The sequence below is a fragment of the Alistipes sp. D31t1_170403_E11 genome (assembly GCF_015553985.1).
Taxonomy (GTDB): Bacteria; Bacteroidota; Bacteroidia; order Bacteroidales; family Rikenellaceae; genus Alistipes; species Alistipes montrealensis.
The window spans coordinates 1-20,007 of the sequence record NZ_JADNHQ010000009.1 but is presented as its reverse complement, the minus strand read 5'-3'; the positions used below and the strand labels follow the sequence as shown (position 1 = coordinate 20,007).

Below are 20,007 nucleotides of genomic sequence, written 5' to 3'. Positions count from 1 at the left end.
CACCATGCAAGAAGAAAAAATAGCCAATTACATCGGTGAAGCGGTTATCCTGCTTACAGCCGACCATCTGGGCATCGAAACGGAGATGCTCCATTTAGCCAAACAAGTGTGGCATACCAAACGCCTGCCCGATGCTCCGCTGCTGGGGCATTACGCCTCGGCAGCCCGTAAAGCACAGGAGGCGGTGCTCGCCAAGGGGCTCGGCGAGCGTGCCGACCGACTCGGACAAGTGTTCTACATGACCGGGGCATTTCCCGAACCCTGTGAGATCGTACGCTACCGGGATTTCCTTACGACCTATGTGTTGCGCAGTACGCTTAGCGATTGTACGAACGGAGGCGTGTCGAGCCGTGCCGAGAGTCTCGAACTGTTCGCCCCGCACCTCTCGTTCGCCCAAGTGGCGAACTACTGCCTCGAAAACGGTATCGACGTGAACAAAGCTATAAAGCTGGTCTATCGAGAGAATCTCGACTACATTCATGCCGAGCCGGTCATCGACCGGGGCCGGCACTACATGTTCGGGGGTAATTATCTGAAGACATCGGATTCGAGGTTCGAAAACATTGCGGGCATCCGCTATCCGGTGCCCGTACACGATCGTACGGAGGAATAGACATGGGGACCATCGTAACCCCCATCGGCGAAGGAATTGCCTATTACAATGACTTGTATGTGTGGGCCAAAAGTTTCGACGACGACCCGGACGATCCCGATTTCGATGCCTTGAGCTATCTGGAAGGTGATCCCGATATTATCCGCTGCAACGGCAAAAAGCTCTACTTCATGTCCATCGTGTTGAAGGGTAAACGCTACGTATTGACGCACGACGAGGTGGACTCCACCGAGCGCGAGATGCTGACACAGTTCTTCGAAGAGGATTTTAGACAGTATTTCGAGACGTTGCCGGGCGTAGAGCAACCCACAAGTGAAAACCAATAAATCCGAACTATTATGTGTACACGTGAACCGCAGGTTGGCGATATTGTCACCATGCCCATGCCTTTCCTCGGCTACCGCCGCATCGAACTCATCGAAAAGCTCCAGTACGCATGGCGGGCCCGCATCTGCGACAGCGGGAGGGAGATCGAGGTCCGCGAAGACGAATTCGAACTGAACGACTAAAACGAAATTTTATGCAAAACGACGAAAAGAACAAAACAAAAAAAGTACCTGTCCTCATTGCCGGCTTCGCCTGCCGTATCAACGCAATTAGGGATGAGGCCCTCAGCTTGATCCGGAGTGCCGTGGCCGAACATCAGGTCATCGGCACATTCTACAAAAACCTGGGTGAGCATTACACCCATGATCAGGAGCCCCAAGAGTACGGCTCTTCGCCCATCGTGGTTACCAACAATACGGATTTCGGCTCATACGGCGGTTACGAGGCCGCCACGGTGTACGAACTCTTTACTGATGGTAACCGCCTGCTCTGCATCCTGAACGGCGAGGCGGGCGCAGATTTCGACGAACCTCTCGAACATATCCAGACCGAAGGGCTGCTGTGCATCGTCGAGTGGCTGGTAGAGCACGGCTTTGTCTCTGACGACCCGTGGCGCTGCGAGGAGTGCGGCTCGCTCTCCGTACAGGCCCATGTATGGATCGACTCGAATACGAGAAAGGTAGTCCTCGGAGCTCAGAACCGCGACGAACACCATTGTGCCGATTGCGATGCAAATACCTGCCAGATCCGCGAGAGCGAGCTGCAGCGGAACATCCGCCGCTGGTTCGACACGGCCCCGACTCATGCGCTGGCCTTCCTTTCAGGATACCGCACCGAAGATTATGCGGACGAGGCGCTCTTCCGCCGAGCCTGCCTCGAATATTGGGAAACGCTTCCCATAGATAAGAAAATCGAAATCTGGAACGAAAATAACTAAAAGCTATGACAATCGAACAGAAATCCGAACAACTGACACGTACAATCGTCAAATGCTCTGAATGCGGAAGTAGACATCCCGGCACTGGTCAACCCCAAGGCGTACGATGCAGCAGTTTCCGCATACTGGAATGCCTTGAGTGACGAGCAGAAAATCAACTGCTGGAAGGCATTGACTTACGATAAACGAAATAACGAAGAATAACCTTAAATGAATCCCTATGGAACGACAACCGAATTTGCATATCACAAACGAATTGTGGGATTTCATCGAGGCAAATGTCCCCGACTACCACGAGCGCGAAGACGTGATGCGTCAGGCGCAGCTCCAGAATTTCATCGACGGCCACGAATCTACCGTGGCCGGCATCCCGCGCGAGGAAGCCATTCTGCTACGCGACAAGATCGTGTACGGCCTCTGCGCCGAAGCCATTGCGGCCTTCACGGGCGAGGCGGTTTCGGGCAGCGGTTACTTGCGCGACTATGCCGAGGCGCTGGCCGATATCGCCTACGAGGCCGGGAAACGACGCTTCCGATTCGCGGGCAACTCCCGCGAGACTATCAGTACGTTTATCTGCTGGGCCGATGAGTTCTCCCGGCGCCACAAGGATACGGACTGAACGACAAAGAGTACCTCGATGAGATTTACAATTTCACGGAGGAGAAGTTGCGAACGGCGCAGTCCGGCAGCGTTTCCGAATCGGAGTTCGAGATCGCTTTTCTGGACCGTGCGGCGCTCGAACGACATGGATATGACTCGAAAAATATTACCGACAACGACCTGCAGGAGCTGGCCAAATTGGTAGGAGACAACTATTGCAACAACCCGAAATTCAGCGAGGACCTGTGCGCCGCCTGTACATCCCTCGGATTGAAACGAAATTAAAAGTACGGATATGCTTCAACAATTACTCGACGACCTGCGGGGGTATTTCGCATCCAAGCCCTCGTTGACGGAGACGGAACAGGCATTGCTGGTCCGCCTCAAAGAGGACGTTTTCCCGATCCTCACACTGCGAAGGGACGACCTGGCGCAAAAGGGATTCGACGTGCGCCGTATTACGGCCGGGCAGATGCGCAGGCTCGCCGAACGGATGCAGGCCGATTATCGCCGATACGATTATTGGGACCGGTTGGAGGACACTGCCATCGACGTTGATATGCCGCGACACGCGCAATGTCCGGCCTGCGAAAGCCGCCGCACGATCTTCGACCAAAAAAGAGGAGTGCTGCGCTGCGAGGTCTGCGACCAGACGTGGCACGAGGACTTATACGTGCTGGTCGAGTTTCCCGACGACGCTTCCTATTTCGAAGAGAACGACATCGGCTATCCCTCGTTCGAAAGCGATGACAACGGCGCCCGCTACGTGCCGGAATACGATTACATCCGTCATTTTCACAAAGCTCCGGCCCAGAACGCCTATTATAAGCCCCTGCGCTGGCCGGAGTCCCAGTCGTACCTGTTCCCCGACGAGCCGAACGATGCGGTCGACGCGCTCTGCGAACCGGTGCAGGACGAGAAAGGTCTTGCCCACTTCGGGGAACAGGCCGTATGGATGCCGCTTTGCAACATCAAAAAACCAACGACATGAAGGCACAAAAACTGACAACCTATTTCTTCGGCCATAAGGTCGAGGTAACGCTCGCATTTTCCGAGGAGCGCGACAAGCCTTATACCTTCGTCCCGAACTCCATTGCGGACGACTTCTCGGAAAGGATCGAGTGCGGCGATCGGCACGGCACGTTCGAGAACCTGCCGGACGACGAGCTGAGCAAAGGCGGTCACGGTTTTGCCCTTTCCGGCAGCTGGCGCATCGTGGAGATCGACTACGAGAAGATCAGCCGCGTGCTGGCATGGGACTATAATTTCGCGCCGGACGAAGCGCTTACCGAAGAGTTGTTCATCCGCTACTTCGGCAGCGTCATGGGGCGCCACTACTACGAGAAATGGAGCCTCATCTACGGCTATGACCTGCGGCTGATGCTGGCCTATTTCGATAACAACCTGCGCGAGGGGCAGTGCTTCTGCGACATGGTTGCCGAGCAGGTCGCAAAATACGAACAGCGCCAGAAACAAGAACGCCAATGATGCAGCTTCCCAACGGTCTGTTCTATGAGTTGGAAGATCTTCCTGCCGAGGTACAGGTGCGGGCCATACAGTCTTTTTTAGCGGGCAACAGGAAAATCATCCGCGCCATGATCCGCCAGCGGAGGTGCGACGTGCAGGAGTTCGGTTTGATGTGGATGATTCACTGCCGAGATCAGGATACGTTTCAACGCAAACGGCCTAATCCGAAGATCTTCGTCTATCCGATTACTTGTAAATCCATCGCCCATAGTCTGCAAAACCAGCGCAAATGGGAGCGAGATCGCGAACTCTGTCGGAAGATCATCATCGAAAACCTTTGCCTCTTCACTACCGAGGGCGAATATGTACCAATATTCAATTACGAAAACTAAACCAATAAGGCGCTGACAAAACAGCGCCTTATTCATTTTTAATTATCCAATAGAATGGGAAAAGGATATGAAGCTCCTGTTGAAGTTCGGGAGCTGGAAATAATGATAGATGATTTTACATACAGACACGGGCTGGATGTGCGGAATGTCTTCCGGGATCTGTTAAGATATATCATTCACGGATTTTCGCTGCCGGACACTCCGCCTCTTGCAGATTGACGGTATACAAAAGAACAAAACCGGGCTTTCTACGATATGAATGTTGCGTGGATTCAAATTATGCAAAAACAAATCGCCCGTCAAGGTTATTACGATGCATTCGGCGATTTATATATGGCGCTTACCTCCAAGCGAGACCAACAGCAGAGTGGCCAATTCTTCACTCCGACAAATATCTCGGATATGTGTCAAAAGATGCTGATGGGCATAGAGAAGAAAATTAATACGATATATGATCCGGCAGCTGGCAGCGGCCGTATGCTGATCGCTTCGAAAGCCGATAATCCAAGAAGTTATCTGGCAGCCTGGGACATCGATTATACATGCTGTTTGATGTGCGTATGCAATTTCCTGATGAACAGCTGCGTAGGAGAGGTCGTCTGCATCGATTCACTACGCATGGACAAGTTCCGGGGTGCGTGGCTCGTCAATGAAGCCTATTACCGTACGGAATTGCCCTCGGTTCGCTGGTTGAACGAGGCAGAATATTGTAGATTCAAACAAGCCGACCTCCCGCCATACCTATTCTTTTGCGACCAGGAACAGTATGACAGTTACTTCAAGATGCGAGAGACAATAGCGCACATATTGAAAATCTTCGAACAGGTGCCGGGCTCGTCTCAGGCCGTGGATGAGGCAAAGAGAATCAATCTGCATAATATGAATTTTTAACCAAAAAACGGAGGACTGCCACTCTGCAATGAAATAACGATCTATTATTCAAAAAAAAGACTTTATGAATTCTCGGAAAACAGCGCCGTGCCCGTCCTCCAGAAAGGCATGGCATATACCACTTACCTATGTAACGACCATAAGGTAGCCGAAACCATCTATTACGCCTGCGTAGCGTCTGGTAAGCATTATTTCGGCAAGGGCAATGAAATCTATCCTGCCGAGGTGATCGTGCGCCACTCTATAAATATATCTCAAACCCGACGAAACCGAAAAAAATATCACAAAATGTCACAGAAAGGACAACGTACCACCGCAGAGGCGCTGGAGTATGAGGACTTCATCCGACTGCTCTCCAGCCTGCATGAAGACAAAAACTACCTTTGGGAACTTTATTGCTGCATCTCGTTCTGCACGGCCTGCCGCATCTCCGACGTACTGACGATGACCTGGCAGGATGTGCTGAAGAAGAGCGCGCTTTACAAAATCGAGCAGAAAACCGGCAAGATGCGCCTGATCACGCTAAACAGTAATGTGCAGCAGCTCATCGTCAGCCTGTATGAACTGCTCGGATCGCCCGACAAGCAGCTGCCCGTCTTCTGCAACACCCGAACCGAAAAACCCTACTCCAAACAGTATATCAACGAGAGGCTGAAACTGTTTCGCTGGAAATATAAACTACCGATCAAACACTTCTCAAGTCACACCTTCCGCAAAACCTTCGGTCGTTACATTTACGAAACGATGGGACGCTCCATGGAGGCACTGATCCTTCTATCGGCGATCCTCCGGCACACTTCGCCGCGGGTCACGATGGTTTATCTGGGTATACGGGAGGAGGAGATCGAAGGCATTTATAATACCATTCAACTCAATTACTAAAACGCCACATTATTGATCATAATGATAAGCGGAATCATCCGAGGCGCAGTCCTACTTAAAAAAATCTATACAGAACGTGGCCCAAAAAGTTTCACGACCCACTAATCTTAAATAAAGATATGACACAGGAAAAACAATCCGCTGCCGGGGTTGTCGCAGGTAACCGGCAACAGGCGCCGACTCTGATCGGCCAGATCAAGGATCTGCTGCGGACAATCAACGTAAACGAACTCTCGCTGGAAGAGGTTGAATAGCCGCCCATGGCCCTCTGGTGGGACAATAAGGGGACTCCTCGCGAAACGATGGTGCTGGCCGTGGGCGTGGACGACAAGGGCGACCTCTACCTGACGCTCGACAACGGTTGCGGCGGGGACGTGCAGATTTGGGAGAGTTGCGGTCAACTTTCGGATAACGATCTGGAGTCTGTGCTTGAAAAATCCGGGAGCTTATGGCCGAAGCAAAGTAAATCACGAATCTCAAAAACCATGAACCTGAATCACTATTACGCGAAAAACAAAGACCGGATCAACTCGTCGATCATGGAGATCGCCTCGGATCTGGCCGTCGGCCGTATGGTCGACAAATACAAACAGCCCTTCGAGGCATTCGTCGAGCCGGATGACCCCGACGATCCCGACGGCGGAACTCACTACAAGGAAGAGTTTCAGGACGAGTACGACCGATTCTATGACGAGGAGTATGAGCGCGTGGCCTCGCTGATGCGATTCGACATCGGCGCGGAGGATGGCATCCGCAAGGAAGAGGATGCAGACGATTCTTTTGCTTCGCTCGTGGGGCGTGCGAATGCCTGGCAGCAAGAAGCACGCGAGCGGATCATCGAAACCCTCCGCCGGCGCGGCGGACGCGTGACCTACACGCCGGAAGAGGAAGACGGGGATTATCCGGTCACTTCGTCGCTCTACGGAAGACGTGACTTTCCACGCATCAAGATCACGGACGTCTACCTCGAAGAGGGAGCCTATATCATGGCCGACGGTATCGACACAGACGGCGACAAGAGAACCGGATTCCAGATCTACGACGAACAGCTCTACGACATCGCGCTGTTCCTCAAATGGGTGTTGTAGCTATGGCCTCGAAAGCTGTTTACATCACCGTCCGTCTCGATTTGGAATGTATGGAGGCGGAGGCTATCTCCGACGAGGTGGTGGCGGACTTCATCTGCGAGATGGATTACACGTTTACCGCGCCGGAAGGCTGCGGTATCACGATTACCGATACCGAAATCTGCGGACTGAACGAATGATAGCCTGCCTTAAAACGATAAACGTATGATTGATATCCCTTTGAACCTGCGCGTACCGCCGCAGGGCCGCTACAACCGCGGCGTTTACACCTGTTACAAATGCGGCTTCGAGCCGCCGCACTACAACGTGGTCCCGCACATGCTCGGATTGGCCGAGACTTCCGCCGGGGTGATGGTCGTCTGGGAGTGTCCCCGATGCGGGCAGAAATCGATGTTCCACTACCGAGCACAGAACGACCGCGAGGCTTTCGACTATGCCGCCCAGCTTATCGCTTTCCGCCGCGGTGATCCCGACTGGCGCATGGTGCAGAATCCCGACTGGCTTGCAGCACAAAAGAAAAAATAATCGACCTGACATTTGATCCTATGACACGAAAAACAACCGCGACTCCCGTATTGCAGGAAGGGATAGCCTATACGATCTTCCTCAAGGACGGACGCAAGATCGCCAATGCCATCTATTACGCCTGCATTGCCTCCGGCAAGCCGTACTTCGGCAAGGGCAACGACATATACCCCGCCGAAGATGTGCAGAGCCATTCGCTTATCGGGCATAATGTCCCTGGCAATGACGAGGAAGCCGACACCGGCGATCCCGACCGCCTTGCCATTACCGACGAGGTGTGCGAAGTAGTCGATGTTATAACGACCCCGACGGTCAATCCCGAAATGTTCCGTCGCCGCGTCAAATGCCTGATGATCTCAGGCTTGTCGCAGGAAGAGGCTGAGAAGACCATCGCCTCGACGCCGCTCCAGATGGAGCTTTTCTATGATATCGGTCTGGGAGGCTTTGCCATCGATGCAGAGGCGGTCGGCAACGCGATCTTGTACAACCCTTATTCGGGAGAGGAAATTCCCGACGAAACCGAATAAACACCACTTAAATCAGTTGATATGATCGTATGCAGTCTTTGCGGCGGCACCGACGTCAAGTGTGCCGCTGTCGTCGATCCCAATACCAAAGAGTTTATCGAGTTCGGCTACGAAGCCTTCCTCGATGGAGAATGCAGTCAGTGCGGCAATGTCACCCTGACCGATCCCAATGAAATAAAGTCCGACATAGACAAGCGCTGGACGGAATACACGGCCCGGAACGGTTCACGCCCCAACTTCGCTCTTTGCCGGATCGTCCGTACAGACAATTACGACGGATACGGACAGGCACGTATCCGCATCGGAGGCCCATCGAAAGCGGTCGAGAAATGCAATACCGTCGCTGCATGCCGCGACCTCGACGAACTCAAAACCCTGACCGACCCCGATCCCGAACGGGGATTTACCCTCGTCGAATGTCAGGCCTTCGAGTTCCGGCCGGTTATGGAGAACCGCATCTACTTAATCGAAATCGACGGTGAAAGTATTCCCGTAACCACGGAAGAGGTACTGAAACTTTATCCCGAGCAGCACAACCTGACGCAGGACGATATCGAGCGGTATGCGGCCACCTACACGGCCCAGATCAAATCCTATCGGGGATGCGAGCGGTGCCTCGATGCGGTACTCGTCCGGCGGCTTCTGGACGAAGAGCGGCTGATGAAGCCCGGTGAGAGCGACAGCTTCAAACTGCAGCAGCGCTTCCAATGGTTCGTGCGAATCCGTAAAGAACGGGAGAAACCGTACGCCCCATTCCGTTATACCGTAGAGGCATTCTGTCTGGACAACATCCAAACTTTCACGCGCCGCTATGTCAAACTCGAAGAGGCGTTGCTTCATTGTCTGAACGGTTTCAACGAAAATGCGAGCATTCCCGATCGCTACCGATCCATGGACGAGTATCTAACTAAAAACCAAAAGCAATGAACTTTACCAGTATCCAAATGCAACAAACCCTCCGTCAGTTGGAATCGACCATGACGGATATAACACCCGAGCAGCTTGCGCTGCTCGGCGAACTGAACGCCCAGATCGAAGAGAACGGACGCCACTACATCGTCGAATCCCTGACCGTAGAGCAGATGCGCGAACATGGCTACGACGTGACGGAACAGGATGCCGGCGTCATCGACCGCATTGCCGAGAAGGTCGAGGTGGGTGCCGACATGCTTTGGAATAGTGTGGCAATCTGGGCCAGAAATTACGGAGTAAAAACACTTGAGGACTATTAGCTGATGACAAGAGAAGAATACCTGCAGCGCCCTTCGATCGAGGGTGTTGTCTACAAAATCGACAAGAATGAGATACGAGTACAGAATGATTGTACCTTATTCATTCAAATCCGCAACTGCCGGAAGGTTACCCTGCAAGAGGTGCAGGCGCGTTTTCGCCAACTGAAACAAGAGGCCAGTGCATCCGAAAAATTCAAACTGAAAGGTACGACCAAATTCATGCCTGCTGTCCGAGAACTCTATCCAGCGTACCGTGCCTCATGCGATGATATAGAACGACTTTTCGCCGAACTGACGGAATTCGTCCAGCGTATAAAACTGGACGGGATTCATTACGGCTGCTCTGACGACGAACTGCTGGAAGCAGCCACACAGCGACAGAATGAGATCTCAAAATATTATTGGCGCAACAGTGCCTATTCCCGCTTTCTAACCTACGACAAGTGTATCCGCAATGCAATGCTGGACAGGCCGTGGGAAGACGAGGAAACCGTAAACTACACCCTGACTATTGCATAATTTAAAAAAACATACCATGATCAAAGCAACGATTATTTGGGGCATAAATGCTGTCGCCCATTACAACAAGAAGCAAGAGATACCTTCCGCCCGGTGGCTCAAAGACAACGGCGGTCTGGTCGTTCATATCGACTTTCGCTCCAAAGTAGAATACTACACCTACAGGCAGGCTCTCTCCGATGGCCACGGCTGGAACGATTACAAAATGATCGAACACGATCAGACGCCGCAGGACTGCCCCTTCTGCCGCCAATGGCGCGAATACTTCGCCGATAAGAAAACCACCGTTTACTGTCCGGACTGCGGGCAGCCGATCTTAAATTCTTAATTCAAACCTAAAACTATGCTACAAATCGAAAAGATAGCCAAAGAAATAATTGCGGACCTCTGCCGCACCGATGAGCCTCCAGATGACTGGCTGCCCCAAACCGTTCACGTAAAAGAGGTTGGGGAAGACGAGAAACTCGGAGACATTCCGCCAATACGAAAATCCGACTTTCCGATGACCGGCGGGAGTTCTTCGCCTACCCACATGAGATTCAACCTCTCGAAGCACCAGAACATCCGTAAACACTTGAAGCCGTATCGAAAAATCCAAAGGGAAATAATTATGGAAATACAACCCTTAATCGATGCCTACCGCAAGAACGCCGATGCGTTTTATGCCGCTGTCTGCAACAACACGCTTCGTAAAAAAACAAAAGCCCCGACAAAGCCTGATTATCAGGCCGAAGTCATCGTGCCCATTCTAAACGAGTTGATCCGCTTGTTACCCGAATATCGGTTCAACCCGCCCGACGAATCCTATGCCATGCGCTGCGATTACTATCACATTCATTACGGGAAGTTGACGGTCGGCGGGTTACAGCCTGACGAAGATTACAATCTCACGTTCACACCTCTTGGTAATCAGAAGGCGATTGGGCCGTGTGTCCCTATACATAGTATGGACGAACTGGTTGCTCAGGTTCGGCAGACTATGGCCGCAAAAACAACTCCTAAACAAACAGCTAATCCCTTAAAAACTGAGTACCATGAATAATTCCCGCCGCGCCCTCATTGGTGAAATCAAAGACAGCCTGGATGAGATTCGGGATAGAATCGATGAAGTCCGGGAGGAAGAACAGGAATCTTACGACAATCTTCCCGAATCGTTTCAGGAAGCAGAGCAGGGTGAAAAGATGCAATCGGTCATCGATACTCTCGACGAAGCAATGTCATCCATCGATGAAGTTCCTGAATATCTGGATACGGCTGCCGCCTAAAAACAATCCGCCATGAACAACCGAACATTTCACAAGCAGAACGAGACGCGCATTCGGCTGCTTATCCTGGCCAAACTGCTCCCGTGGCTCTTCATCGGGCTTATCCTTATGATCGGCCTTATCAGGGATTGCTCCGGGCCCGACGTCGATCCGATAGACGACAGTTATATGAAGAGCATCGGGGTTGTCGATCATGTCTACATAGTCGATACCACCCGGAACGGATTCCGGGCAGTTTATAAAACTGTGAAACCCGTAACCGATGCCCGATTGCAGGAGATTCGCAAACGGGAAAAAATCCGAGCCGCTTTCGCACGGTTGCAACACGACGCACCGATCCATTTCGGGGGGTCGCTGCTCTACACCGATATTTACGATTTTGCTGTTTTCGCAAAGCAGTACGATGTAGGTCCCGATGTCGAGTTGCACAACATATTCGTAATGGGATATGAGAAGATGAATCTGTACATCGGCCCGAATCCCGGTATTGAAAATTCAGCACGCTGGATGAATATGGGAACCGAGCAGGGAAACCAATATCTGAGTTCTCGTGAAGTTTTTCGCTGTTCTACCGACACACCGTCGATCTATCGATACTGGAAGTGCCGGGCTCCGCATGATATTTCGCTGACAGACGAGCGGTTCAGCCATTTTTCCGAAGAGGAAAGGCTGTATTAGTCCTATGCATTTTTGTTGTCTATACTACGCTTAAACCGCTGTAAAATAACCGATTGATAAGTTGTTTTGCATCGTTTTTCACTGTATATTCGCAGACTTTTATACAAAAAATGACTGAAAGGAGATTGTTAATTGAAAGAAAAAAAAGATTGCATTATGACATAGGTATATGACATTGGAACATTCGCAACTCAAATTTGCGAAATCGGAATCCACGGGAGAGCTGATAGGCTTTGTCTCGCGGCATTCCAAAACACGTCAGTTGAGAGGAGTTCGTGAGGACTCGAGATTCGGGAAACAGATATGCGTTCTTTCGGAAGATTTGAAGGGGACTGTTCTGCCCAACATTTTGTACGCAGTAGACCTCAAACCCATGCACAAGCAGCACGGTTATGTGGTGGTCGCAGCGACTCCGATTTTGTTCGAAGCCGCCATCGAGACGATCATCGTACCCAAGACGATCTACCAGGTGACGGTAACCTTCGGCAACAAGAAGATTTTCTTTGACCCCAAAGATGGCAGGAGCATCAACAGCCGAACCATCGAAGGTGTGGCCGCTGTACTGGATGCCAGACCGGACATTGCCGACAAAGAACAGGTCATTGCGGCCTTCCGCAAACAGGCGCTGTCTTTGGTGCGTAACATGGAGACGGATGGATACATTTATGTTCAGCCCAAGAAAATCGGGTCGAAATAAGTGGACGTAATCGGGGACGCGGCCCCAATTCTCTTTCCGACAATGGTGAAAATCAAGTCGCAAAGCGATAGGTATGTTGAGTTGAAAGAAAAAGATTACTTATTGCTACTTGAAAACACGATCATGATTGAGGCCCTCAAGATTGCCGGTATCGAAGCAATGCCTATCTTTAAGGCTATGCGGAGGATTATCGACGACAAGAGGGTTGAAATCAACCTGAAGCCTGTCAATCATAGGTACTCCTGACAGGAACCTATTTCCCGGACGTAAATGAGGCCCATCTGGAAATCAGATGGGCCTCATGTCGTCAGATTTGGAGGGGAGGAACGTCGAAAAAATGTTGTCTATACCTCTTTGAAAGAAAATTGATATAAATCAGCTAAATATCCGAAAATTCATCGTACTTTAGCTCCCGATATTTTTTTAGTATTAACCGTCGTCCATGCAGTCTATTTTGTAGGATTCCGGCTTTCAGGCAAAAAATATCGCTGTTTTTCAACTCATTATAACTAAAAGCCCCGACCCTGTTTCATGGGGCGCTCTTTTTTTTCGAATTGCCGCAGGCGGGTTACTCCATCGGCCGGACACGGATATCCGTCAGGCCTTCGGTTTCGCGGACCAGCCGGTCGATGTCGGTCTTTTCGTCTACTTCGCCGTAGTGGTAGGGGTAGAAAATCGCCGGTTTCAGTACTTTCACTGCCTCGACGGCCTGGTCGACGGTCATCGTGTAGGGCTGGTTTACGGGCAGGAAAGCGATGTCGATGTTCTTCAGGGCCTTCATCTCCGGAGTGGGCTCCGTGTCGCCCGCGATGTAGATGCGCGTGCCGCCGACGGTAAGCACATAGCCGCAGTCTTCACGCTCTTTGGGGTGGAACTGCAGGTGACCTGGCGTGGTGTTATAAGCTGCGACGGCTTCGACCTTCACGTAGTCGCGCGGCGTGGCGACGCTGCCCGGGCGCATCGTGTAGCAATTCATCTCGAAGGCCTCGGCCGAGGTCCGGTCGCAGAGAATTTCGGTGTCGGAGGTGAGCAGTTTTTCGACAGCCGCAACGTCGAGGTGGTCGTAGTGCGAATGGGTGATCAACACGACATCGGCCTTGGGCAGTGCGCCGTAATCGGCATTGGCGCTCACGGGGTCGACATAGATGTATTTGCCGTTCACGTTGATCGAGAGCGAAGCATGTTTGAAAAAGGTGATCGTAAATTCAGTCCCGTTGCGGGAGGTGAGTTTGTCGGCGGGGTATTCGGGACCCTTTGCGCGGCCGCATCCGAGAAATGAGAGCAGTGACATAAGAATTAGTGCAGTTAATTTGTATTGTTTCATAATCTTTCGACCGTGAAATTTGCAATCAGCGTATGGTTGGCAAGCAGCCGCAGTCCGAAATAGCCGTCGCCCTCGCCGGGAGCGAGTTCTCGTGAGAAGAGCACTTCGCCGTCGGCCGAGAAGGTTGTTTTTTTGTCGGCGACCGTGATTTCGATGTGCAGCGGGCGGTTGGGCCGGAGCAGGTGTTCCGCATCGGTGTATTCGCCCAACAGGGGTTTGACCTCGTCGGCCGGGGCGCCGAAACGTTTCCCGTGATACTTGCGGAAGCGGGTCGTCGTGTTGTCGTTGCCGCCGTAACCCACATAGAAGAGGTCGAGTGAGTTGTAGGCGGCGAACGCTCCTCCCCGCCAGGCCGAGCGGGCGAAGAAGTCGTCCGGGTGTTCGGGGTCCGAAGCCGCCCAGAAACAGTTGAGGTCGGCGAGCCGGTCGTGGGGACCTTCGCCGATCACCACCGTGGCGTCGTAGCAGATGCGGTAATCTCCCGAGAGCGGCTCCGAAAGCCAGAGCGTCAGCCCTTCGGGCGCTACGATCTCGATGGTGTCGCCCCGTTCGGCAAACGTCACCGAACCCCCTTCGGATTCGAAAATCCAGCGGCTGCCGGGACTGCATGCCGCCAGCAGTCCGGCAAAAAAAAGTGTCGTCAGTCGGAGCATCATGGAATAAAGATACAAATTTGCTGCGAAACGGCAAAATAGATTTCGCGTCCGCGAAAAAAAATCTATCTTTGTCGTTGTATAACACCCGGATAATCGATGAATAATTTTTTCAGGAAGCTGGCCCTGCTGGCTGTGGCGGTTTTTACGATCGCAGGCGCGGCGGCGCAGGATGCGGATAAGATTCTCGGCGTCTACAAGGCGGTCGAGGAGGGCAAGGAGTCGAAAGTGGAGTTCACGCGGCAGGCTGACGGATCGTACCGCGGACAGATTATCTGGCTCAAACAGCCCGACAACCCCGACGGAACGCCCAAACTGGACGTGAAGAATCCCGATGCGTCGAAACGTTCGGTACGTGCCGACCGGGTAGTGGTGGTCGACGGCGTGAAGTACGACGCAAAGAAGAACGTATGGAACGGCGGCCGGGTTTACGACCCTACCAAAGGCAAGGACTACAAGGTCGAAGTTTCGTTCGAGGACGCCCGGACGCTGCGTGTCAAAGGGTCGCTGCTGGGGTTCAGCAGGTCGGTTTACTGGACGAAGATCGAATAGGAGCAATTTTTTTTCGGCATCCGCGCAGTATATTGCCGCAGGGTGCGTTTATAGAATAAATTAACTTAACATATCGTATGAATAAACTTTTTGCAACAATCGCGCTGGCAGCTCTCGCATTTACGAGCTGTATCAAGGAGGACAGTACATATAAGGATATGCTTCCCATACAGCCCGGACGGAGTATCTATCAGTTGACGATGAACCAGAATACGATCGCCATGCGGCCCGCCAACGCGGCGTTGCGCCTGGCGATGCTGCTGGCCGAGGCCGACAAGCAGGAACTGGACCTCGCTACGGCTGAACTGGATAAGGTCAAGGTGGGAAACACTACGGTTCAGAGCGATCTTTTCGGTTCGCTGACCAAGATCGAGCGGCAGGGCGACGATTACCTGATCACGTACAGCGAGAACTCCATGCTGCCCGACGGCCTTTACATGAAAGGTTCCGTGCTGGTGAAAACCGGTGGTGCGAAGTTGCTGATCGACGCTCCGTACAATGCGCCGTGGGTCGTGGAAATGAAGGACCTCAAGGTGATTGCTTACGCGGAAACCGGACAGCCCCAGACATTTAATCTCAATAGCGGCCGGACGACGCTTTACTACGAAGAGGGCGGTTTGTATATGATTGACGTAGAGGCTTTCCAAGCCAATATTGACGATGTAGATGCTTCTTCCAACTGGAGCGGTAATTTCAATCTGCGCGCCGAGGATTCGAGCCTGGCTTATTCGACCTGCTCGGGCAAGGATTTCAAGATCGAAGGCGAAGCCTCGGGGCCGACGGTTTATTCGTCCGAAACGACCAAGTCGGTAGGTATGTCCTATGAACTGGAGGACGGCGTTTTCCGCGGTACGCAGATTCTGAGCGGCACGCAAATTTGCAGCTTTACCTCCTATTTCGAATACGATACTGCGGCATATCCTTCGTCGACGGTGACTTACGAATGGACGTACGACAGCGCAGCCAACAGGATTTACCAGAAGATTTATTACAACGGATACGTTTATCCGAAAGATTGATAAAAGGGCTTTTTAGCACTTGCTTGCGAGGCGCGAATGGATTGTCAACCATTCGCGCCTCATCTTTTTTGGCTGGCGCCGGGATGTTGTCCCGGCGTTATGCCTTGCGGTCGAGCCGCATGACCGAGGGGATGAAGAAGCCCGTCAGGCCGATCGCGGCGATGACGGTTCCGGCGATGACGAACGTCGTCGTGAGGCCTACGTTCTCGGCGAGAAAGCCCGTGCCCAGCAGTCCGAGGGCCGCAGGCAGCAGCCCGAAACTGCGGTAGAGGGACATGACGCGTCCCAGTACGCCGGTTTCGATGCGGGTCTGGACCACGGAAACGAACGATGCGTTGAAGATGCTGCTGGAGATGCCCGCGGCTGCCGTGAAGAGTGCGAACCAGAGGAATCCCGCAGGCGACAGAAGCCCGGACAGGGCGAATGAGAGTCCTACGACAAGATACATCAGGTTGACCAGTACGATGCGGCTGACCTGGTAGGTGCGGGCGCCCATGACGGCGCCTCCGATGAGCGCTCCGCCGCCCCAGACGATCTCGATCAGGCTCATTTCGAGAGTACCCCCGCCGAAGTGCTGGAGCGTCATCAGCGGGAACATCACCCCGACGGGCATGATGAAGAACCACACGACGATGGACAGCGTGAAGAACCATCCCATGCCCGGAATGGCGTGCATGGCCGAGAAACCTTCGCGGAATTCCCGCCACAGGTCGGGTTTGCGAGCTGTGTCGCGTGCCGGATTGGGAATCCGGACGAACAGCAGCGACGTGCAGGCGATGGCGGCTCCTGCGACATCGAGCAGCAGGATGTTGCCGATCGACGTGAGGTTGATGAGCAGCGCCCCGAGAGCCGGACCGGCGATACTCGACAGTGAGGCGATGATCTGGTTGACTCCAGCGATGCGCGTGAGCTGCGACGCGGGAGCCAGCAACGGGACCGATGCCTGCATGGCAGGCATGTGGAAGGCCGAGCCGGCGGAGCGGCAGGCCAGCAGAATGTAAATGTGCCACATCCGGGCTACGCCGAGCCAGAAGAGCACGGCCAGCGCCAGTGTGCAGAGGGCGATGAAACTATCGGCGAGGATCATCGTGCGCTTGCGGTCCCAACGGTCGACGTAAACCCCGACAAACAGCCCCAGTAGCGACTGGGGCAGTATTCCGGCGATGGCTGCGAGAGCCAAGACCTCGGCCGAGCCGGTTTCGATGCTCATCCAGAAGATGATCGAGTAGGCCACGACCTCGCTGCTGAGGATCGAGGCCAACTGCCCGCTCCAGATAACGGCAAATGTTTTTTTCCAGGTTTCCATATAAATAATTGCGACAAGTGCCAAAAAAAGCGGATACCGAGGTATCCGCCGCGCTAAAACCTTTCTTGCGAAAGGCTATTTAACTGCTTTAACTATTGCCTCGAATGCTTTGGGCTCGTTCATCGCCAGGTCGGCCATAACCTTACGGTTGAGGACGATTCCTTTGGCGTTGAGTTTGCCGATAAACTGTGAATAGGTCATTCCCTGGGCGCGGACTGCAGCGTTGATACGCGTGATCCACAGCGAACGGAATGTCCGCTTCTTGAGGGCGCGGTGTGCATAAGCATAGCACAGACCCTTTTCGACCGTATTTTTCGCAACGGTCCAAACGTTTCCCCTTGAACCAAAGTTGCCTTTGGCAAGTTTCAAAACTTTCTTTCGACGTGCGCGTGACGCAACAGCGTTTACTGAACGTGGCATACTATAAAGTTTTTAGAGGACTGCCAGCGATACGGTTCTCCCGTATTCTTTGGGGCTGGTTCGTCCCGATTAATAAAATACTGCTGATTAATTACTTAACGAGCAGGTTCTTGATTTTAGCCTCATCGGCTGCAGAAACGGTTCCCGAATAGCAGAGGTTACGCTTCTGTTTCGTCGTCTTTTTGGTCAGGATGTGACTGTGATAAGCGTGTTTGCGCTTGATCTTTCCTGTGCCGGTGAAGGTAAAACGCTTCTTCGCAGCGGCATTGGTTTTCATTTTCGGCATTGTCGTAAATAGTTAATTAGTTAAACATAGCCTGCAAAAATACGAAATTTTTCCCATAGTGCAACCTTCCCTGACGATATTTCTTCGCAATCCGGTATTTTTTGCTATATTTGTACAGGACCCCAGTTGTTCCGGCGATGTGTTTGCCGGGATGATGGCAGAACATTTGCTGTCCGGAGAACCGGGGCGATGGCTATTTGAATATTTTTTGCGGGGTTGAGCCCGAAGTGCTTATGGAGATGGAGTGGAATTTTATCGTGCGGCTGTGTGTGGCGGGCCTTTGTGGGACGATCATCGGCCTCGACCGGGAATACCGGGTCAAGGATGCGGGCTTCCGTACCCATTTCCTGGTGGCGTTGGGCAGTGCCTTGATTATGATTGTATCGCAATACGGGTTCGAGGAGTTTCTGGCGACCCATGACGGGCTGCGGCTCGATCCCAGCCGTATTGCGGCGCAGGTGGTCAGCGGCATCGGTTTTATCGGGGCCGGGACCATCATCATCCACCGCCAGTTGGTGCGGGGACTGACCACTGCTGCGAGCCTTTGGGCTACGGCCGGCATCGGCCTTGCAGCGGGAGCGCATATGTATATAGTAGCCGGAGCGGCCACGGTGCTGACATTGTTCGGTCTGGAGGTTCTGACATTGGTCTTCGGCGGATTGGGGCGTCGGCGGACGATGATTGTCTTTTCGGCGTCGAAGAAAGAGTTTATCAATGCGATGTTCGAGCGCCTCGAGAGTAAAGACTATTCGGTTGTCTCCTATGAGGTCGAGGCTCTGCGTACGTCCGATGGGATAGTGCATCGCGCTACGATCGTTATTCGGGCCAAAGGTTCGGCCAGCGAAGAGGGGTATATCGACCTGCTGCGCGAGAATCCGGACATCAACGTTGAGAAAATCGTCTAGGAAATACGTCCGCTGCCTGCTGCTTTCGCGTTCTCGTTTTCGCCGTTTTCTGCTCCGGATGTCAGCTTTCTGTTATTTCCGATCCTTTTCCGCATCCATTTTTCTGCTTTGCTTTGGCTTGTCAGTGTTGTCATCCGTTGTTTTTTCCTGCTTGTAAGTTGTTTTATCCGGACAGAGTTCGGACCGTTTCTGTTCTCGAAAATGGCCCAAATAGTCATACCTATATATAATATAGATTCCTGAATCGTCGCTTTGGAATCAGCAGCGCTTAGATATTAAAATATTTTTGCAACTAACTCGCTGATCCATAATCGGGTGGAAAAAAGGCGTGAAAATTGTCGAAAAATAATCACGGAATTATTTGGAAGTTGCCTGAAAAAGCCCTTATCTTTGCACCCGCTTCGAGAGAGAAACACCACTCGAAAGCGACAAAAACAGGTTCTGAAAAATTTTGAAAAAAGTTCCGAAATCTTTTGGAGATTCAGAAAAATGACTTACCTTTGCACCCGCTTCGAATGCAACACACGGTTCGAAACGATACAAAAAAAGGTTCTGAAAAATTTCTGAAAAATTCTTTCAAAAAGATTTGGTGGTTCGAAAATAAACACTTAACTTTGCACCACTTTCCGCTGAAAAATCGCGGTCAGAACAACGGGAGAGGCCGAAAGGTCGGAGCCCGGACAAAATAAGAAATTGTTCTTATAGTAATATATTGAACAGCGTTCTTTGAAGTATTTGAGCAGCTAAAAAGTTTTTTCCACTCTCGCAAGAGAGTGATTTCAAACAATACCTTTGAGATTAGAGCTAAAGATTTAAAACAAAACATTTTTATACAATGGAGAGTTTGATCCTGGCTCAGGATGAACGCTAGCGGCAGGCCTAACACATGCAAGTCGAGGGGC

General features: G+C 52.2%; 34 protein-coding genes and 1 rRNA gene. 29 read left to right on the top strand and 6 right to left on the bottom strand.

What is annotated here, in order from left to right; all coding sequences use genetic code 11:
* Positions 1-4 precede the first annotated feature (4 nt).
* From I2E69_RS15300 to I2E69_RS13545, 25 genes are all read left to right on the top strand, one after another.
* A complete protein-coding gene (locus I2E69_RS15300; RefSeq protein WP_229095534.1) occupies positions 5-613 on the top strand; it encodes a hypothetical protein in 609 nt (202 codons plus the stop codon).
* 2 nt (positions 614-615) lie between these two features.
* Positions 616-939: a hypothetical protein gene (locus I2E69_RS13655; protein ID WP_195461785.1), complete on the top strand. Its 324-nt coding sequence runs from the start codon at positions 616-618 to the stop codon at positions 937-939.
* A gap of 12 nt (positions 940-951) precedes the next feature.
* Positions 952-1,122, top strand: coding sequence for a hypothetical protein (locus I2E69_RS13650; RefSeq protein WP_195461784.1), 171 nt, complete (start codon positions 952-954; stop codon positions 1,120-1,122).
* 11 nt (positions 1,123-1,133) lie between these two features.
* On the top strand, positions 1,134-1,877 hold the full coding sequence (locus I2E69_RS13645) for a hypothetical protein (RefSeq protein WP_195461783.1): 744 nt from the start codon (positions 1,134-1,136) through the stop codon (positions 1,875-1,877).
* A 220-nt stretch (positions 1,878-2,097) separates the two neighbouring features.
* Positions 2,098-2,496: a hypothetical protein gene (locus I2E69_RS13640; protein ID WP_195461782.1), complete on the top strand. Its 399-nt coding sequence runs from the start codon at positions 2,098-2,100 to the stop codon at positions 2,494-2,496.
* A gap of 47 nt (positions 2,497-2,543) precedes the next feature.
* Positions 2,544-2,762 carry a hypothetical protein gene (locus I2E69_RS13635; protein ID WP_195461781.1) on the top strand — a complete coding sequence of 73 codons (219 nt, stop codon included), beginning with the start codon at positions 2,544-2,546 and terminating at the stop codon, positions 2,760-2,762.
* Between the two features lie 10 nt (positions 2,763-2,772).
* Positions 2,773-3,468, top strand: coding sequence for a hypothetical protein (locus tag I2E69_RS13630; RefSeq protein ID WP_195461780.1), 696 nt, complete (start codon positions 2,773-2,775; stop codon positions 3,466-3,468).
* A complete protein-coding gene (locus tag I2E69_RS13625) occupies positions 3,465-3,965 on the top strand; it encodes a hypothetical protein (protein WP_195461779.1) in 501 nt (166 codons plus the stop codon). The genes I2E69_RS13630 and I2E69_RS13625 overlap by 4 nt, the downstream gene beginning before the upstream one ends.
* On the top strand, positions 3,962-4,336 hold the full coding sequence (locus tag I2E69_RS13620; protein ID WP_195461778.1) for a hypothetical protein: 375 nt from the start codon (positions 3,962-3,964) through the stop codon (positions 4,334-4,336). The genes I2E69_RS13625 and I2E69_RS13620 overlap by 4 nt, the downstream gene beginning before the upstream one ends.
* 255 nt (positions 4,337-4,591) lie before the next feature.
* A complete protein-coding gene (locus I2E69_RS13615) occupies positions 4,592-5,227 on the top strand; it encodes an N-6 DNA methylase (protein WP_229095533.1) in 636 nt (211 codons plus the stop codon).
* Positions 5,228-5,515: 288 nt separating this feature from the next.
* Positions 5,516-6,109, top strand: coding sequence for a tyrosine-type recombinase/integrase (locus tag I2E69_RS13610; RefSeq protein ID WP_195461776.1), 594 nt, complete (start codon positions 5,516-5,518; stop codon positions 6,107-6,109).
* Positions 6,110-6,228: 119 nt separating this feature from the next.
* The gene (locus I2E69_RS15370) at positions 6,229-6,363 is read left to right on the top strand and encodes a hypothetical protein (protein ID WP_262894114.1); all 135 of its coding nucleotides are present in this window, start codon (positions 6,229-6,231) and stop codon (positions 6,361-6,363) included.
* Between the two features lie 6 nt (positions 6,364-6,369).
* Positions 6,370-7,197, top strand: coding sequence for a hypothetical protein (locus tag I2E69_RS15295; protein ID WP_229095532.1), 828 nt, complete (start codon positions 6,370-6,372; stop codon positions 7,195-7,197).
* 2 nt (positions 7,198-7,199) lie between these two features.
* Positions 7,200-7,376, top strand: a complete 177-nt coding sequence (locus I2E69_RS13600) for a hypothetical protein (RefSeq protein ID WP_195461775.1) — start codon at positions 7,200-7,202, stop codon at positions 7,374-7,376.
* Positions 7,377-7,401: 25 nt separating this feature from the next.
* Positions 7,402-7,722, top strand: coding sequence for a hypothetical protein (locus I2E69_RS15290; RefSeq protein ID WP_229095531.1), 321 nt, complete (start codon positions 7,402-7,404; stop codon positions 7,720-7,722).
* Positions 7,723-7,742: 20 nt separating this feature from the next.
* Complete coding sequence (locus I2E69_RS13590; RefSeq protein ID WP_195461774.1) at positions 7,743-8,249, top strand: hypothetical protein; 507 nt, start codon at positions 7,743-7,745, stop codon at positions 8,247-8,249.
* A 21-nt stretch (positions 8,250-8,270) separates the two neighbouring features.
* The gene (locus I2E69_RS13585) at positions 8,271-9,176 is read left to right on the top strand and encodes a hypothetical protein (protein ID WP_195461773.1); all 906 of its coding nucleotides are present in this window, start codon (positions 8,271-8,273) and stop codon (positions 9,174-9,176) included.
* 17 nt (positions 9,177-9,193) lie between these two features.
* Entirely contained in the window at positions 9,194-9,481 is a 288-nt protein-coding gene (locus I2E69_RS13580) for a hypothetical protein (RefSeq protein WP_195461772.1), read from the top strand.
* Between the two features lie 3 nt (positions 9,482-9,484).
* Positions 9,485-10,000, top strand: coding sequence for a hypothetical protein (locus tag I2E69_RS13575; RefSeq protein WP_195461771.1), 516 nt, complete (start codon positions 9,485-9,487; stop codon positions 9,998-10,000).
* Positions 10,001-10,016: 16 nt separating this feature from the next.
* Positions 10,017-10,328 (top strand): hypothetical protein, encoded by a 312-nt coding sequence (locus I2E69_RS13570; RefSeq protein WP_195461770.1) that lies wholly within the window; start codon positions 10,017-10,019, stop codon positions 10,326-10,328.
* Positions 10,329-10,343: 15 nt separating this feature from the next.
* Positions 10,344-11,042, top strand: coding sequence for a hypothetical protein (locus I2E69_RS13565; RefSeq protein ID WP_195461769.1), 699 nt, complete (start codon positions 10,344-10,346; stop codon positions 11,040-11,042).
* Entirely contained in the window at positions 11,035-11,265 is a 231-nt protein-coding gene (locus tag I2E69_RS13560; protein WP_195461768.1) for a hypothetical protein, read from the top strand. Before I2E69_RS13565 ends, I2E69_RS13560 begins: the two co-directional genes overlap by 8 nt.
* Before the next feature lie 12 nt (positions 11,266-11,277).
* Positions 11,278-11,943: a hypothetical protein gene (locus tag I2E69_RS13555; RefSeq protein ID WP_195461767.1), complete on the top strand. Its 666-nt coding sequence runs from the start codon at positions 11,278-11,280 to the stop codon at positions 11,941-11,943.
* Between the two features lie 349 nt (positions 11,944-12,292).
* Positions 12,293-12,640: a hypothetical protein gene (locus I2E69_RS13550; protein ID WP_229095530.1), complete on the top strand. Its 348-nt coding sequence runs from the start codon at positions 12,293-12,295 to the stop codon at positions 12,638-12,640.
* 42 nt (positions 12,641-12,682) lie between these two features.
* Positions 12,683-12,886 (top strand): hypothetical protein, encoded by a 204-nt coding sequence (locus I2E69_RS13545; RefSeq protein ID WP_195461765.1) that lies wholly within the window; start codon positions 12,683-12,685, stop codon positions 12,884-12,886.
* A 322-nt stretch (positions 12,887-13,208) separates the two neighbouring features.
* Here the strand turns inward: I2E69_RS13545 and I2E69_RS13540 are convergent, their stop codons facing one another.
* Together I2E69_RS13540 and I2E69_RS13535 are read right to left on the bottom strand one after the other, a co-directional pair.
* A complete protein-coding gene (locus I2E69_RS13540; RefSeq protein WP_195461764.1) occupies positions 13,209-13,931 on the bottom strand; it encodes an MBL fold metallo-hydrolase in 723 nt (240 codons plus the stop codon).
* Between the two features lie 29 nt (positions 13,932-13,960).
* Positions 13,961-14,617, bottom strand: a complete 657-nt coding sequence (locus I2E69_RS13535; protein WP_394369672.1) for a DUF6250 domain-containing protein — start codon at positions 14,615-14,617, stop codon at positions 13,961-13,963.
* Between the two features lie 99 nt (positions 14,618-14,716).
* Here I2E69_RS13535 and I2E69_RS13530 point away from each other — a divergent pair, with 99 nt between their 5' ends.
* Together I2E69_RS13530 and I2E69_RS13525 are read left to right on the top strand one after the other, a co-directional pair.
* Positions 14,717-15,169 carry a DUF2147 domain-containing protein gene (locus tag I2E69_RS13530; RefSeq protein WP_195461762.1) on the top strand — a complete coding sequence of 151 codons (453 nt, stop codon included), beginning with the start codon at positions 14,717-14,719 and terminating at the stop codon, positions 15,167-15,169.
* A gap of 77 nt (positions 15,170-15,246) precedes the next feature.
* On the top strand, positions 15,247-16,188 hold the full coding sequence (locus tag I2E69_RS13525; protein WP_229095529.1) for a hypothetical protein: 942 nt from the start codon (positions 15,247-15,249) through the stop codon (positions 16,186-16,188).
* Positions 16,189-16,285: 97 nt separating this feature from the next.
* On the opposite strand, the gene I2E69_RS13520 is transcribed toward I2E69_RS13525, so the two are convergent.
* The 3 genes from I2E69_RS13520 to rpmI form a co-directional block, all read right to left on the bottom strand.
* Positions 16,286-17,494: an MFS transporter gene (locus I2E69_RS13520; RefSeq protein WP_195461761.1), complete on the bottom strand. Its 1,209-nt coding sequence runs from the start codon at positions 17,492-17,494 to the stop codon at positions 16,286-16,288.
* 75 nt (positions 17,495-17,569) lie between these two features.
* On the bottom strand, positions 17,570-17,914 hold the full coding sequence (gene rplT / locus I2E69_RS13515; protein WP_010265672.1) for a 50S ribosomal protein L20: 345 nt from the start codon (positions 17,912-17,914) through the stop codon (positions 17,570-17,572).
* A gap of 91 nt (positions 17,915-18,005) precedes the next feature.
* Entirely contained in the window at positions 18,006-18,200 is a 195-nt protein-coding gene (gene rpmI / locus I2E69_RS13510) for a 50S ribosomal protein L35 (RefSeq protein ID WP_009598828.1), read from the bottom strand.
* A 233-nt stretch (positions 18,201-18,433) separates the two neighbouring features.
* Between rpmI and I2E69_RS13505 the strand changes: the two genes are divergently transcribed.
* Positions 18,434-19,105 carry an MgtC/SapB family protein gene (locus I2E69_RS13505; protein ID WP_195461857.1) on the top strand — a complete coding sequence of 224 codons (672 nt, stop codon included), beginning with the start codon at positions 18,434-18,436 and terminating at the stop codon, positions 19,103-19,105.
* On the opposite strand, the gene I2E69_RS13500 is transcribed toward I2E69_RS13505, so the two are convergent.
* A complete protein-coding gene (locus I2E69_RS13500; RefSeq protein ID WP_195461760.1) occupies positions 19,102-19,239 on the bottom strand; it encodes a hypothetical protein in 138 nt (45 codons plus the stop codon). The two genes, I2E69_RS13505 and I2E69_RS13500, sit on opposite strands and share 4 nt — an antisense overlap.
* A gap of 698 nt (positions 19,240-19,937) precedes the next feature.
* On the opposite strand from I2E69_RS13500, the gene I2E69_RS13495 reads away from it, so the two are divergent.
* Positions 19,938-20,007, top strand: a 16S ribosomal RNA gene (locus I2E69_RS13495); the annotation flags it as partial.

Coding starts and splice junctions, on each gene's coding strand:
- I2E69_RS13610 (WP_195461776.1), top strand. CDS start 5,516: ATGTCACAGAAAGGACAACGTACCACCGCAGAGGCGCTGGAGTATGAG.
- I2E69_RS15290 (WP_229095531.1), top strand. CDS start 7,402: ATGATTGATATCCCTTTGAACCTGCGCGTACCGCCGCAGGGCCGCTAC.
- I2E69_RS13640 (WP_195461782.1), top strand. CDS start 2,098: ATGGAACGACAACCGAATTTGCATATCACAAACGAATTGTGGGATTTC.
- I2E69_RS13655 (WP_195461785.1), top strand. CDS start 616: ATGGGGACCATCGTAACCCCCATCGGCGAAGGAATTGCCTATTACAAT.
- I2E69_RS13505 (WP_195461857.1), top strand. CDS start 18,434: ATGGAGATGGAGTGGAATTTTATCGTGCGGCTGTGTGTGGCGGGCCTT.
- I2E69_RS13575 (WP_195461771.1), top strand. CDS start 9,485: ATGACAAGAGAAGAATACCTGCAGCGCCCTTCGATCGAGGGTGTTGTC.
- rpmI (WP_009598828.1), bottom strand. CDS start 18,200: ATGCCGAAAATGAAAACCAATGCCGCTGCGAAGAAGCGTTTTACCTTC.
- I2E69_RS13520 (WP_195461761.1), bottom strand. CDS start 17,494: ATGGAAACCTGGAAAAAAACATTTGCCGTTATCTGGAGCGGGCAGTTG.
- I2E69_RS13525 (WP_229095529.1), top strand. CDS start 15,247: ATGAATAAACTTTTTGCAACAATCGCGCTGGCAGCTCTCGCATTTACG.
- I2E69_RS15300 (WP_229095534.1), top strand. CDS start 5: ATGCAAGAAGAAAAAATAGCCAATTACATCGGTGAAGCGGTTATCCTG.
- I2E69_RS13560 (WP_195461768.1), top strand. CDS start 11,035: ATGAATAATTCCCGCCGCGCCCTCATTGGTGAAATCAAAGACAGCCTG.
- I2E69_RS13570 (WP_195461770.1), top strand. CDS start 10,017: ATGATCAAAGCAACGATTATTTGGGGCATAAATGCTGTCGCCCATTAC.
- I2E69_RS13580 (WP_195461772.1), top strand. CDS start 9,194: ATGCAACAAACCCTCCGTCAGTTGGAATCGACCATGACGGATATAACA.
- I2E69_RS13540 (WP_195461764.1), bottom strand. CDS start 13,931: ATGTCACTGCTCTCATTTCTCGGATGCGGCCGCGCAAAGGGTCCCGAA.
- I2E69_RS13600 (WP_195461775.1), top strand. CDS start 7,200: ATGGCCTCGAAAGCTGTTTACATCACCGTCCGTCTCGATTTGGAATGT.
- I2E69_RS13565 (WP_195461769.1), top strand. CDS start 10,344: ATGCTACAAATCGAAAAGATAGCCAAAGAAATAATTGCGGACCTCTGC.
- I2E69_RS13620 (WP_195461778.1), top strand. CDS start 3,962: ATGATGCAGCTTCCCAACGGTCTGTTCTATGAGTTGGAAGATCTTCCT.
- I2E69_RS13545 (WP_195461765.1), top strand. CDS start 12,683: ATGGTGAAAATCAAGTCGCAAAGCGATAGGTATGTTGAGTTGAAAGAA.
- I2E69_RS13585 (WP_195461773.1), top strand. CDS start 8,271: ATGATCGTATGCAGTCTTTGCGGCGGCACCGACGTCAAGTGTGCCGCT.
- I2E69_RS13615 (WP_229095533.1), top strand. CDS start 4,592: ATGAATGTTGCGTGGATTCAAATTATGCAAAAACAAATCGCCCGTCAA.
- I2E69_RS13535 (WP_394369672.1), bottom strand. CDS start 14,617: ATGCTCCGACTGACGACACTTTTTTTTGCCGGACTGCTGGCGGCATGC.
- rplT (WP_010265672.1), bottom strand. CDS start 17,914: ATGCCACGTTCAGTAAACGCTGTTGCGTCACGCGCACGTCGAAAGAAA.
- I2E69_RS13530 (WP_195461762.1), top strand. CDS start 14,717: ATGAATAATTTTTTCAGGAAGCTGGCCCTGCTGGCTGTGGCGGTTTTT.
- I2E69_RS13650 (WP_195461784.1), top strand. CDS start 952: ATGTGTACACGTGAACCGCAGGTTGGCGATATTGTCACCATGCCCATG.
- I2E69_RS13555 (WP_195461767.1), top strand. CDS start 11,278: ATGAACAACCGAACATTTCACAAGCAGAACGAGACGCGCATTCGGCTG.
- I2E69_RS15370 (WP_262894114.1), top strand. CDS start 6,229: ATGACACAGGAAAAACAATCCGCTGCCGGGGTTGTCGCAGGTAACCGG.
- I2E69_RS13645 (WP_195461783.1), top strand. CDS start 1,134: ATGCAAAACGACGAAAAGAACAAAACAAAAAAAGTACCTGTCCTCATT.
- I2E69_RS13625 (WP_195461779.1), top strand. CDS start 3,465: ATGAAGGCACAAAAACTGACAACCTATTTCTTCGGCCATAAGGTCGAG.
- I2E69_RS13590 (WP_195461774.1), top strand. CDS start 7,743: ATGACACGAAAAACAACCGCGACTCCCGTATTGCAGGAAGGGATAGCC.
- I2E69_RS13630 (WP_195461780.1), top strand. CDS start 2,773: ATGCTTCAACAATTACTCGACGACCTGCGGGGGTATTTCGCATCCAAG.
- I2E69_RS13500 (WP_195461760.1), bottom strand. CDS start 19,239: ATGACAACACTGACAAGCCAAAGCAAAGCAGAAAAATGGATGCGGAAA.
- I2E69_RS15295 (WP_229095532.1), top strand. CDS start 6,370: ATGGCCCTCTGGTGGGACAATAAGGGGACTCCTCGCGAAACGATGGTG.